Annotated in this window: 14 protein-coding genes; 6 read left to right on the forward strand and 8 right to left on the reverse strand. The window is 73.0% G+C overall.

Going from position 1 to position 11,074, the window contains the following annotated elements; all coding sequences use genetic code 11:
- Nucleotides 1-142: 142 nt before the first annotated feature.
- The 5 genes from ACH4RG_RS26065 to ACH4RG_RS26085 all read right to left on the reverse strand — a co-directional run bounded on the left by ACH4RG_RS26065 (nt 143) and on the right by ACH4RG_RS26085 (nt 4,996).
- Nucleotides 143-601: an ATP-binding protein gene (locus ACH4RG_RS26065; protein WP_397924762.1), complete on the reverse strand. Its 459-nt coding sequence runs from the start codon at nt 599-601 to the stop codon at nt 143-145.
- Between the two features lie 191 nt (nt 602-792).
- Nucleotides 793-2,892: a xanthine dehydrogenase family protein molybdopterin-binding subunit gene (locus ACH4RG_RS26070; protein ID WP_398540334.1), complete on the reverse strand. Its 2,100-nt coding sequence runs from the start codon at nt 2,890-2,892 to the stop codon at nt 793-795.
- Nucleotides 2,893-2,959: 67 nt separating this feature from the next.
- Entirely contained in the window at nt 2,960-3,961 is a 1,002-nt protein-coding gene (locus ACH4RG_RS26075) for an FAD binding domain-containing protein (protein WP_397924758.1), read from the reverse strand.
- A complete protein-coding gene (locus tag ACH4RG_RS26080; RefSeq protein WP_398540335.1) occupies nt 3,958-4,545 on the reverse strand; it encodes a 2Fe-2S iron-sulfur cluster-binding protein in 588 nt (195 codons plus the stop codon). Before ACH4RG_RS26080 ends, ACH4RG_RS26075 begins: the two co-directional genes overlap by 4 nt.
- A 61-nt stretch (nt 4,546-4,606) precedes the next feature.
- Complete coding sequence (locus ACH4RG_RS26085; RefSeq protein WP_397924754.1) at nt 4,607-4,996, reverse strand: hypothetical protein; 390 nt, start codon at nt 4,994-4,996, stop codon at nt 4,607-4,609.
- A gap of 230 nt (nt 4,997-5,226) precedes the next feature.
- On the opposite strand from ACH4RG_RS26085, the gene ACH4RG_RS26090 reads away from it, so the two are divergent.
- The 3 genes from ACH4RG_RS26090 (at nt 5,227) to ACH4RG_RS26100 (ending at nt 7,441) form a co-directional block, all read left to right on the forward strand.
- On the forward strand, nt 5,227-5,568 hold the full coding sequence (locus ACH4RG_RS26090) for a DUF6479 family protein (protein WP_397924753.1): 342 nt from the start codon (nt 5,227-5,229) through the stop codon (nt 5,566-5,568).
- Between the two features lie 50 nt (nt 5,569-5,618).
- The gene (locus tag ACH4RG_RS26095; protein ID WP_398540336.1) at nt 5,619-6,533 is read left to right on the forward strand and encodes a cation diffusion facilitator family transporter; all 915 of its coding nucleotides are present in this window, start codon (nt 5,619-5,621) and stop codon (nt 6,531-6,533) included.
- Nucleotides 6,534-6,631: 98 nt separating this feature from the next.
- Complete coding sequence (locus ACH4RG_RS26100) at nt 6,632-7,441, forward strand: VOC family protein (RefSeq protein ID WP_397924752.1); 810 nt, start codon at nt 6,632-6,634, stop codon at nt 7,439-7,441.
- Nucleotides 7,442-7,447: 6 nt separating this feature from the next.
- Here the strand turns inward: ACH4RG_RS26100 and ACH4RG_RS26105 are convergent, their stop codons facing one another.
- Nucleotides 7,448-8,011: a DUF6328 family protein gene (locus tag ACH4RG_RS26105; RefSeq protein ID WP_397924750.1), complete on the reverse strand. Its 564-nt coding sequence runs from the start codon at nt 8,009-8,011 to the stop codon at nt 7,448-7,450.
- A 206-nt stretch (nt 8,012-8,217) separates the two neighbouring features.
- On the opposite strand from ACH4RG_RS26105, the gene ACH4RG_RS26110 reads away from it, so the two are divergent.
- Complete coding sequence (locus ACH4RG_RS26110) at nt 8,218-8,598, forward strand: VOC family protein (protein ID WP_397924748.1); 381 nt, start codon at nt 8,218-8,220, stop codon at nt 8,596-8,598.
- 78 nt (nt 8,599-8,676) lie between these two features.
- Here the strand turns inward: ACH4RG_RS26110 and ACH4RG_RS26115 are convergent, their stop codons facing one another.
- Both ACH4RG_RS26115 and ACH4RG_RS26120 read right to left on the reverse strand, forming a co-directional pair.
- Nucleotides 8,677-9,174: a GNAT family N-acetyltransferase gene (locus ACH4RG_RS26115; protein WP_397924746.1), complete on the reverse strand. Its 498-nt coding sequence runs from the start codon at nt 9,172-9,174 to the stop codon at nt 8,677-8,679.
- A gap of 31 nt (nt 9,175-9,205) precedes the next feature.
- Entirely contained in the window at nt 9,206-9,610 is a 405-nt protein-coding gene (locus ACH4RG_RS26120) for a DUF1992 domain-containing protein (protein ID WP_397924744.1), read from the reverse strand.
- 220 nt (nt 9,611-9,830) lie between these two features.
- Between ACH4RG_RS26120 and ACH4RG_RS26125 the strand changes: the two genes are divergently transcribed.
- Together ACH4RG_RS26125 and ACH4RG_RS26130 are read left to right on the forward strand one after the other, a co-directional pair.
- Complete coding sequence (locus ACH4RG_RS26125) at nt 9,831-10,409, forward strand: hypothetical protein (protein ID WP_398540337.1); 579 nt, start codon at nt 9,831-9,833, stop codon at nt 10,407-10,409.
- Complete coding sequence (locus ACH4RG_RS26130) at nt 10,406-10,936, forward strand: hypothetical protein (protein WP_397924740.1); 531 nt, start codon at nt 10,406-10,408, stop codon at nt 10,934-10,936. Before ACH4RG_RS26125 ends, ACH4RG_RS26130 begins: the two co-directional genes overlap by 4 nt.
- The last annotated feature ends 138 nt before the right edge of the window (nt 10,937-11,074 follow it).

The following is an 11,074-nucleotide window of genomic DNA, read 5'->3' on the forward strand; positions in this document are numbered from 1 at the left end:
ATCGGTACTCCGACCGTGCCGCGCCGCACCGGTCCGCGCAACGCGGCCCTCCCCTCCCCCGCACGTACCCGGCCGACGCGGATCATGCGTGCCGGGGCAGCGCGTTCCGCGTCGGCCGGGTGGGGGCCGTTCCTCCGGGCGGTTACACGAGCACCGCCCGGGGGACGTGGCGGGCGGTGCGGACGCCGGGCAGCGGGGCGTACGGGAGCAGGCCCGCGGGCTGCGGCGCCTCGGCGTAGCGGGTGAACCAGACCACTTTGCCGTCCGTGGTCCGGCAGGTGCCCCAGCTGTCGCTCAGGGCCATGACCCGGCTCAGCCCGCCGCCGGTCGGCAGCAGCCGGGGCATCCGGGCACTGTGGTCCGCGACGGACACGGTCACGTGCCGCCCGGTCCAGCGGAGTTCGAGGACGCAGGTGTTGCCGTCGCCGACATGCCGGTGGACGTTGGTCAGGAGCTCGTCCAGGGCCCGGCACACCGGCCGGACGTGCAGGTCGAGACTCCAGTGACGAAGGTGTGCGGCGACGATCCGCCGCACCTGGGAAACGCGCTCTGCCGACACCTGCGTTTCGACCGAGTAGTGCCGGTCGAGTGGAACGGTCATCGTCGAGGCTCCTCACCACGAGGCCCACGTCCTTCACCCCGTCGTACTTCACCCCGTCGTACGAACGAACCCCGAACACGAAGCGTGAGCACTGATCACTTCTGGGTCACTCATCAGGGTGCGTCGCGTAGGCCGGACGCGCAACAGGTAGGCCGTCCGTGCTGGTGGGACGGGTGTCCGTCGCGGGACGGTCACAGCAGATACGGCAGCAAGGTGTCCGGGGTGAGGGGCAGCTCGCGCAGCCGGGCGCCGGTGGCGTGCCGGACCGCGTTCCCGATGGCGGCGGCGGTGCCGACGATCCCGATCTCGCCGATGCCCTTGGAGCCCATCGGGTTGAGGTGGCGGTCGTCCTCCTCGATCCAGTGCGCCTGGATGTCGGCCGTGTCGGCGCAGACGGGCACGTGGTAGGCGGCGAGGTCCTTGGCGGTGAAGTCGCCGAAGTCCGGGTCGATGCCGCAGCCCTCGGTGAGGGCCATGCCGATGCCCATCACCATGGCGCCGGTGAACTGGGAGCGTGCGGTGCGCGCGTTGAGGATCCGCCCGGCGGCGAACACGCCGAGGAGACGGCGCACGCGGACCTCGCCGGTCACAGCGTCGACGGCCGTTTCGGCGAAGTGCGCGCCGAAGGCGTGCCGGGCGTACGGGGACTCCTCGCCGGTCTCCTGTTCGGTGTCGGCGGTGGCGGTGATCCCCTCGGCGGGCAGGGAGCCCGGTTGCGCCGCGAGGCGGGCTGCGAGGTCGGTCGCGGCCTTGTGCACGGCCCAGCCCCAGGATGCGGTGCCGGAGGAGCCGCCCGCCAGCGGGGCGGCGGGCAGGTCGGTGGAGCCGATGTCGACGCGCACGGCCTCCGGGGCGACGCCGAGCGCGTCGGCGGCGATCTGGGCCAGGACGGTGCGGGCCCCGGTACCGATGTCGGTGGCGTTGACCTCGATGCTCAGGCCGCCGTCCCGCGCGGCGTGGGCGCTCGCGGAGGACCGGGAGACCAGGACGGGGTACGTCGCCGAGGCCACGCCCGTACCGATGAGCCAGCGGCCTTCCTGGTGGGTGGCGGGCCGGGGGTCGCGGTCGTGCCAGCCGAACCGGGCCGCGCCGTCGCGCAGGCAGGCGGCGAGGCCGCGGCTGCTGAAGGGGCGGCCGCTGTCCGGTTCCGTCTCCGGCTCGTTGCGCAGCCGCAGCTCCACGGGGTCCAGGCCGAGGGCCGAGGCCAGCTCGTCCATGGCGGACTCCAGGGCGTACATCCCCGAGGCCTCCCCCGGGGCGCGCATCCACGAGGGGCTGGGGACGTCGAGCGCGGTCACCCGGTGCGCGGTCCGGCTGTGCGGCGAGGCGTACATGACGCGGGCGGGCACGGCGGCCTGCTCGACGAACTCCTTCACGGTGGAGGTCTGGGTGACGACCTCGTGGCTGACGGCGGTGAGCACTCCGTCCAGCTCCGCGCCGAGCCGGACCCGCTGGATCGTGGGGGCCCGGTGGCCGACGACCTCCGCGAGCTGGGCCCGGGGGAAGGCGAGTTTGACCGGACGGCCGGTGTGCCGGGCGGCCATCGCGGCCAGGACACCCTGCGGACGGGTGGTGCCCTTCGAGCCGAAGCCGCCGCCGACGTGCTCGGAGACCACGGTGATCCGGTCCGGGTCCAGGCCGAACGCCTGGGCCAGGCTGTCGCGGACCTTGGTGGAGCCCTGGCTGGAGTCGTGCACGGTGAGGTGTCCGTCGGCCCACACGGCGGTGGCGGCGTGCGGCTCCATGGGGTGGTTGTGCAGGGCGACCATCCGGTACGTGGCGTCGACCTGGACGGGCGAGGCGGCCAGGGCCCGTTCCACGTCACCGCGCACCCGGACGGCGGGTTCACCGCCGTTGGCCTCGTCGGGCGTGTAGAGGCCGTCGTGGTCCTCGGTGAGGGTGACGTCGTGCGGATCGCGTTCGTACTCGACGAGGAGTTCCCCGGCGCCGGTCCGGGCGGCCTCCAGGGACTCCGCGATCACGAGGGCGATCGGCCAGCCGTGGTGCGGGACCCGGTCGTTCTGGAGCACGGCGAGGATCGGGTCGTCGGGCTCCAGGAGCTGGGGCGCGTTGTCGTGGGTGAGAACGGAGTGGACGCCGGGCACGGCGAGGGCGTCGACGGCCCGTACGGCGGTGACGCGCCCGGCCGCGACGGTGGCCGGGACGGTCCAGGCGTACAGACAGCCGGCGGGCGTGCGGTCCAGCGCGTAGCGGGCGGTCCCGGTGACCTTCTCCCGGGCCTCTCTGCGGACGACGGGCGCACCGGGGAACTGCGGGGCTTGCGTGGTCATGGCGGTGGGTCCTCGGGGGTCGGTGGTGCGGGCGGGCGGTCGGCGCGCGGACAGAGGCCCGGGCGGTTCAGCCGGTCCGCGCGGGCTGCCGGGCGCTGAGTTCGCCGAGCACGTCGAGGGCGAGCCGGCGTGCCAGGTCCACCTTGAACGCGTTGTCGCGCAGCGGCCGCGCCTCGGCCAGCTCGGCGATCAGGGCGTGCTGGAACACGGCGGGCGTGGCCGGAGCTCCGCGCAGCTCGGCCTCGGCCCTGCGGGCACGCCACGGCCGGTGGGCGACGCCGCCGAACGCGAGCGTGGCGTGTTCCACGCGGCCGGCGTCCACCCGGAGCGTGGCGGCGACGGAGACGAGTGCGAAGGCGAAGCTGGCGCGGTCGCGAACCTTGCGGTACCGGGAGGCCGCCCCGGGCGCCGGGGGCGGGAGCACGACCTCGGTGATCAGCTCGCCGGGCCTGATCACGGTGTCCTGGTCGGGGTTGTCACCCGGCAGGCGGTGGAACCCGGTGAGGGGGACGGCCCGTTCGCCCTCGGGTCCGAGAAGCACCACGGTCGCGTCGAGCGCGGCGAGGGCCACGGCCATGTCGGACGGGTCGGTGGCCACGCACTCCGCTGAGTGCCCGAGGATCGCGAGGTCGCGGTGGGTCCCCTCGCGTGCGGGACAGCCGGAGCCCGGGAGCCGTTTGTTGCAGGGCTTGGAGACGTCCTGGAAGTAGCGGCAGCGGGTGCGTTGGAGCAGGTTGCCGCCGGTGGTGGCGGAGTTGCGGAGCTGGGCGGAGGCCCCGGCCAGCAGCGCCTGGGACAGCACGGGGTAGCTCTCCGTGACGTCGGGGTGGGCGGCGAGGTCGCTGTTGCGCACGGTGGCGCCGATGCTCAGGCCGCCGTCGGCCGTCCGGGTCACCCGGTCCAGTGACAGCCCGGCGACGTCGATGAGGATCCGGGGCGTCTCCACGCCGAGTTTCATCAGGTCCACCAGATTGGTGCCGCCGCCGAGGAAGCGGGCGCCGGTGCCTTCCGCGCAGAGCCGGACGGCCTCGTCGGTGGAGGCGGGGCGCACATAGCCGAACGGTTTCACTCGATCACGTCCTCGATGGCTTCGACGATGCGGGGGTAGGCCCCGCACCGGCACAGGTTGCCGCTCATCCGTTCCCGGATCTCTTCGGCGTCGAGTGCGACGGGTGCGGCCGGTCCGGTGACGGTGTCCGGTTCAATGACGGTCTCCGGTTCGGTGACGTGCGAGGGGTGGCCGTCCGCGGACTCGCGGAGCATGCCCACCGCCGAGCAGATCTGGCCCGGGGTGCAGAAGCCGCACTGGAGGGCGTCCCGCTCGACGAACGCCCGCTGGACCGGGTGCAGGCTCTCGCCGTCGGCGAGCCCTTCCACGGTGGTGATCGCGGCGCCGTCCTGGGCGACGGCGAGCAGCAGGCAGCTGTTGACCCGCCGCCCGTCCACGAGGACCGTGCAGGCCCCGCACTGGCCGTGGTCGCAGCCCTTCTTGGCCCCGGTGAGCCCGAGGCTCTCCCGCAGCGTCTCCAGGACCGTGGTGCGGTGGTCGACGGTCAGCGTCGTCGGGTCGCCGTTGACGTGCAGAGTCACGGTGGAGTGTTCGTCGACGACCGGTTCCGGTTCGAGGTCGGCCCCCAGGGCGAGGGAATCCATGCACGCGCCTTTCGCTTCGCCGCGGGGCTGGGTCACCCCGGTCGTGTTCTCGTCCGTGCCGTCAGCGGCTCTCCAGCCGCAGCCTGACCTCCTGCTCCTGGTCGCCCGCGGCCGTGCCGACGACGCTCACCGCGAAGGCGCCGGTGAGGTGGGTACGCAGCCGGTCGACGGCCCAGTAGCCGCCCTGGGCGTCCACCGTGACCGGCTCGGTGAGTCGGGCGGGAGTGGCGGCCGCCCTCGGTTCGGACACGTCCACGGTGGTCACCCAGACGGTCGGGCGGGGGCCCGAGGCCGACGTGGGGGTCTCGCCCATCGGGTGGTCGGAGGCGAAGGAGGCGGCGAGCACGTCGAACACGGTCCGCGCGTCCTCGGTGTCGCAGCGGCTGAGCGAGACCACCACCTCCCGGCCCGCCGGGTGATCCTGGCCGTTCTGCTCGGGGGTGCTGTTCACCGTGATTCCTTCCACTGGGGTGTCGGCCTTCGGGACCCACTCCAGGCTGACCCCGCGTCCGGCCGACGGCGACACGGGAAGCGTCCGAAAGAGGACTTGAGCTCCCGGAGAGCGGGCAGGAGGGCGGTCCTGGCCCACGGTATCGAAACGCGTTTCCCATGAGATACCCATAAAACATGAATTGCTGTGAATAGCTGACTGATGCCCTTCTCCCGGGGTATGCGCATGACATGGATGTTCTGAATGCAGTCAACGCGGTCGAGGTGTCCGCCGAGGTCCCGCTCGCGGACGGCACAGGGGCTCTGGGGCTGGTCCTGCCCATCGTGGCGCTGGCCCTCGTCGCCCTGCTGATCGGCGGCTTCGTCCTCACCAAGCGCAAGCACGACGCCGAGCCGCCGCCGCCCCAGCCCCATGAGCAGCCGGAGAAGCCGGATCAGCGCACCCACATCGAGCAGCACGACCCCCACTCCTCCGACCGGTTCCCCGCGGACGGCCACGCCCTGTCCCCGTACGAGCTGAAGGACCACGGCAACGGTCCTCTGCCGCCCGACGAGGAGCAGCCGCGCGGCTGACCGCCCGTCCCGCGGGGCATCGGGCCGCCCCCACGGCCCAGGAGGTGGTGATGGGCGGGTCGGCGGCCGACCGACGTACGCGAGTCACGGTGCTGGTGGCGCTCGCGGCCAACCTCGTGATCGCGGCGGCCAAGACCGCGGGCGGTCTGGTCTCCGGCTCCCCGGCCCTGTTGTCGGAGGCCGCCCACTCGGTCGCCGACAGCCTCAACGAGGTCTTTCTCCTCGCCGCGCTCCGCCGCAGCCGCCGTCCCGCCGATGCCCGGCATCCGTTCGGATACGGCAAGGAGCGCTTCTTCTGGGCGCTGCTTGCCGCGGTCGGCATCTTCGTGATGGGCGGTTGTTTCTCGTTCTACCAGGGTCTTTCCGCGCTCCGCCGGGACGGCCCCGAGCCCCCCGAGGGATATACGGCGGGTCTCATCGTCCTCGGCGTCGCCTTCGCCGCCGAGGCCACGTCCCTGGGGCGAGCCCTGCACCAGGCGCGCGGCGAACGACGCGGCGCACTGGACCCGGCTCTGCGCACCGTCATCGCCGAGGACGGCACGGCGGTTCTCGGCGTGACCCTGGCGATGGCGGGCATGGTGCTGCACCTGACCACCGGGGGTGTGGTCTGGGAGGCGGCGGCCTCGCTGGGCATCGGGCTGCTGCTGGTCTACGTGGCCTTCCGGCTCGGACGGGACGCCCGGGACCAGTTGATCGGCGAGGCCGTCGATCCGGGGTTGCGGAACGATCTGGTGGGCTTCCTGATGGGCCAGGGCGAGATCGACAACGTGGCGGAGCTCCTGACGATGCGGCTGGGCATGGACTCGGTCCTGATCGCCGCCCGGATCGACCTCGCCCCCGGCATCGACAGCGAGCGGGTGGAGGAGGTCTCGATGCGCATCAGGGAGGCGATGGCCGACCGGTGGCCGCAGGCCGACCAGGTCTTCCTCGACATCACGAATGCCCCGCCCCGTGCCGGACGGTGACCGGGGCCCGCGTTGCGGGACCGGGCGGGCCGGTCGAGGCTGGTTGCTGGACCGCAGCGGCAGGGCAGGACGCCGCTCCCCGACGAAGGCAGTGGACCATGACCGGAAGCGATTCCCGTACGGCCTCGGCAGCAGCGCTCACGGGGCCGGCCGCACCGTGCTGGGTCACTCTCATGACCCGGAACCTGGAGACCGCCGAGCGTTTCTACGGGCAGGTCCTGGGCTGGTCGTTGCGGACCGGGCGGCTCGGGGCCGACTACTCCGTGGCCTACCGCGGCGAGGTGCCGGTGGCCGGCGTCTTCGCCGTCTCCTCGGCGTACCAGGTCGCGGTGGCCTGGACGCCGTACTTCGCGGTGGAAAACGCGGACGTGGCCGCCGCCCGGGTCCGCGAGCGCAGTGGGACCGTGGCGGTGGGACCGCTGACGCTCGGCAAGGGGCGCGGGGTGCTGGCGTCGGACCGGGACGGAGCGTCCTTCGGCCTCTGGGAGCGCACCGAGGAATCCGCCTCGCCGCCGGCCCCGGCCGACCACGCGCACGCCTGGCTGCGGCTGCGGACCCGTGACGCCTTCGACGCGGCGATCTTCTACGGCGAGGTGCTCGACTGGGCGAGCGGGCGGCCCGGGTGCTGCGATGTCGCCTACGAGGGCGACGAGGTGATCGTGCGGTGCGAGGGGCATCCGCTGGCCCGGATCAGCTCCGGGGCCGTGGAGGCGGACGTCGACCCGCTGGTGCGCCCGCACTGGCAGGTCCAGTTCCCGGTGGCGGACCTCGCGGCGACGGTCTCCGCGGCCGAGCGGCACGGCGGCGCCCTCGTCGAGGAGCGCACCGGCTTCGGCGGCACCGAGGTGACCCTGCGGGATTCGGACGGTGCGCTGTTCGCGGTGACCGATGTGCGCAGCCCCGCCTGACCCGCTTCAGGCGGCGTCGCTCCCCCGGTCGGACGTCTCGACCCTGTTCTTCTCGCCCCCGTCCTTCTCCTCGTCCTCGGCCTCGGGATCCGGCCGGCCGGAGCGCCCCCGGGCCAGGGCCCACACCGGGAAGACGAACCAGCAGGCGACGAACCAGAGGGCCATCGCTCCCACGAGCCACAGGGCCAGCTGGTTGTGGAGGGCGACGCGCAGGATCAGCAGGAGCACCGAGCACATCGTGCAGAACAGCAGCACCAGGCCGAGCACGGTCATCCGGGAGGCCCACATGACCGTCTCGGGCTTCATCCGGCGGCCGGTGAGGAGCCGGTGGTACGAGACGGGGCCGATGAGCGCCGCCGCGGTCGCCGAGCCGAGCATCACCGTGACGACGTAGATGTTCCGGTCGGTCTCGCCCAGATCCGCGAACCGCGACTGGAAGACCACCGCGAGCAGGAAACCGAAAAGGATCTGCACCCCGGTCTGGGCGACACGCAGCTCCTGGAGCAGTTCGGACCACTGCCGGTCCGCCCGCTCCTCCTGGGTTTCCTGACGGCCTCTGCTGGATGTCACGCGGCCTCCCTTTCTCCTCTGAGGGCCCCGGCCGGGGCGGCGGCGTGCCGATGGCCGGATCTCACAGGTTCCCCACGGGCACGGGCGCAACCCCGTGGACCGGTGTGCGCGGCCCGCCTATGATCACGGCAGGGCATCGCGCGTCGGTCACCGGCCGGGTGAGGCGTGGAGGTAGCCCGTGAGATGCCCGTTGGAGGCATTCCACCGTGTCAGTCGAGTTGAATCACACCATCGTCCATTGCCGGGACAACCGCGAGTCCGCCGAGTTCCTGGCGAATGTGCTGGGCCTGAAGGTCGGAGAGGAGTGGGGTCCGTTCGTTCCGGTCGTTCTCGCGAACAGCGTCACGCTGGATTTCGCGACGGTTCCCGCCGCTTCGATCACCCCGCAGCACTACGCCTTCCTGGTTTCGGAGGCGGAGTTCGACAGCGCGTTCGCGAAGATCCAGGCTCTGGGGATCGATTTCTTCGCCGACCCCCATCAGGAGAGCCCCGGCGAGATCAACCACAACGACGGCGGACGGGGCGTCTACTTCCCCGATCCGAGCGGCCATGGAATGGAGTTGATCACTCGCCCGTACGGCGGCTGATCAGCTTCTGGAACGCCCCGTCCCGAGCCCGGCCCGCGCACTGCGGCCGGGCTCCGGTCGTTCCCGGCGGGGCGCGCCTCAGGCGATGCGGAGCAGGAGTTCGGGGCGGTCCCACATGACCGCCGGCGGGTCGGCCCGCACCGTGCCGACGGGCTCGGCGCCGATGCTCCGGTAGAAGCCCTCGGCGGGCGGGTGGGAGACGATCCGGACGCCCGTGAGTCCGGCACTCCGGGCTTCCTCGCGCAGATGGGCGGCGAGTTGCCGGCCGACGCCGAACCCCTGGGCGGAGTCGGCGACGAACATCAGGTCCAGTTCCGGCGGGTCGAGGAGCAGCGCGTAGAAGCCGAGGATCCGACCCGTACCGCCCTCCGCGGCGACGAAGACCCGGTGCGCCTCGATGTAGTCCGGCCCGACCCGGTAGCCCTCGACCATCGGGGCGTACGGGCCCTCGTAGGCGCCTGAGGTGCGGACGAGCCGGGTCAGCCGGCCGGCGTCGCCCGATGAGGCCCGGCGGACCGTCACGTCGGCATGCCGCTGTGCGCGTCCGCGCCGCCGCCCTGACCTGCCCGATTCCATACGGCGAGTATGCGGCACCGTGGTGGCGGCTTCAGGTCGTATCGCGTTCCTCGCGCCAGCGGCGGAGGGTCCCGTCCACGTCGAAGGGGACCAGCCGCAGCGGCGGGCCCTCGGGAGGCATGCGGATCGCCCGCTCGATCTTCTCGTTCACCTCGGTCAGGATGCGGCGCACCTCGGCCTCGGTGCGGGCCGCGGCCACCGCGCGGGGTACGTCCTCCGCCTCTTTGCGCAGGGCCAGCGCGGGAGGCAGCATCGACACGCCCTCCCGCCGCATCTTCTGCTTGATCCACCAGGCCTCGTCGTACGGCCGTTCCAGGCCGGCGATCGGCTTCCCGAAGCCCGGGAGCGCGGAGAAGTCGCCGCGTTGTTCCGCCTCGTGGATCTGCCGGTCGACCCAGGACTCGAAACTGACTCCCGGTGGTTTGCGCTCCGTCATCGCGTGTCCCCTTCCGGCCTGCCGCCGATCCGACGCTTTCACCCTATACAGAGCGTTGGCCGGAGCCCTGCCACCGGAGGCCTGCCTCGAACGGGGATCCGGGGGTACACGGACCCCTGTACTTCGCCCGGCGGTTGCCGCCGGGCTCGGACCGAAAGGGGTTGACCACTGTGCGACAGCAGAGCTACGTACCGGCCGATGAACGTCGGGGGCGGTAGCCGTGACGACAACGATCATCATCATTGCCGTGGTCGCCGTGGCGGCCATCGCCGCGTTCTTCCTTCTCCGTGGACGTCCGGTCGGCGGCAGGGGGCTTCGGGGCCGCTTCGGGCCGGAGTACGACCGTGTGGTCGCCCGGCACGGCGGGGACACCGCGGCGGCCGAGCGGGAGCTCGGCGACCGGGTGAGGCGGCACGGGCACCTCGACGAGCGCCCGCTGACCGAGGAGGCGCGCGCCCGGTACGCCGCGCGCTGGGCGAGCGCCCAGGAGCTGTTCGTGGAATCGCCGGAGCGGTCGCTCACCGAAGCCGACGCGCTGCTGGCCGCTCTCTCGCGCGAGCGCGGCTTCCCGGACGGCGAGGACTTCGAGGACCGTACGGACGCACTCTCCGTCCACCACGCCGCGCACGTCGACGGCTACCGTCGGGTGCACGCCGCTCGTCGCGGCGATGTGAGCACCGAGGAGATGCGTGAGGCCCTGGTCGAGGCCCGTGGGCTCTTCGACGGGCTGCTCGCGGACGGTCCGTCGGGGCGTGAGCACGGCAACGGGCATCTGGTGAAGGGACGCGGTACATCATGACGCGGACACCGAACGGAAAGACGGGTCTGCCCGAGGGTGCGGGCCCCATCGACTCGGGTACGCCCGTGAGGAGCCCGGTCACGCCCGTGACGGCTCCGAGGACGATCACGGGCGAGGAGTCGGCCGGCCGTACCGGGGCGGACCCCCGTACCGCCCCCGGCCCCATGGCCCCCGAAACCCCCGCCCAGCCGGCCCCCCAAGCCGGACCGGACGCCACCCGGGGGCCTGCCGAGGCCGGACCGCACCCCGGCAGGCCGCTGTTCGCCCCCGAGGAGCGGGAGGCGTACGCCGCCCGGATCCAGCAGGCGGTGACCGGCTTCGTGGAGGACCCGCACCGGGCGGTGCGGGAGGCCGACGCCGCCTTCGAGGAGGTCGTCGCGAGCCTCGGGGCCGCCCTGGCGGAGCGCGGGCGGCGCCTGCGCGCGGGGAAGGACGGGAGCGACCCGGCCACCGGCGCGGAGACCGAGGATCTGCGGATCGCGCTCCAGCACTACCGGGACCTGACGGAACGCCTCGTACGCCTGTAGCCGGGCGGGCTCCAGCACGCGGAAGGGCGGCCGGTTCCCCCCCCGGACACCAGGGCCGCGCCCCCCCGCCCCCGGGCGGGGGCCGGGGGGCGCCGCCCCGCGGCGCCCGCTCCCGCCCCGGCGCCCCAGCGCACCGGC

The sequence above is a fragment of the Streptomyces sp. NPDC021019 genome (assembly GCF_044333295.1).
In the GTDB taxonomy this organism is placed as follows: domain Bacteria; phylum Actinomycetota; class Actinomycetes; order Streptomycetales; family Streptomycetaceae; genus Streptomyces.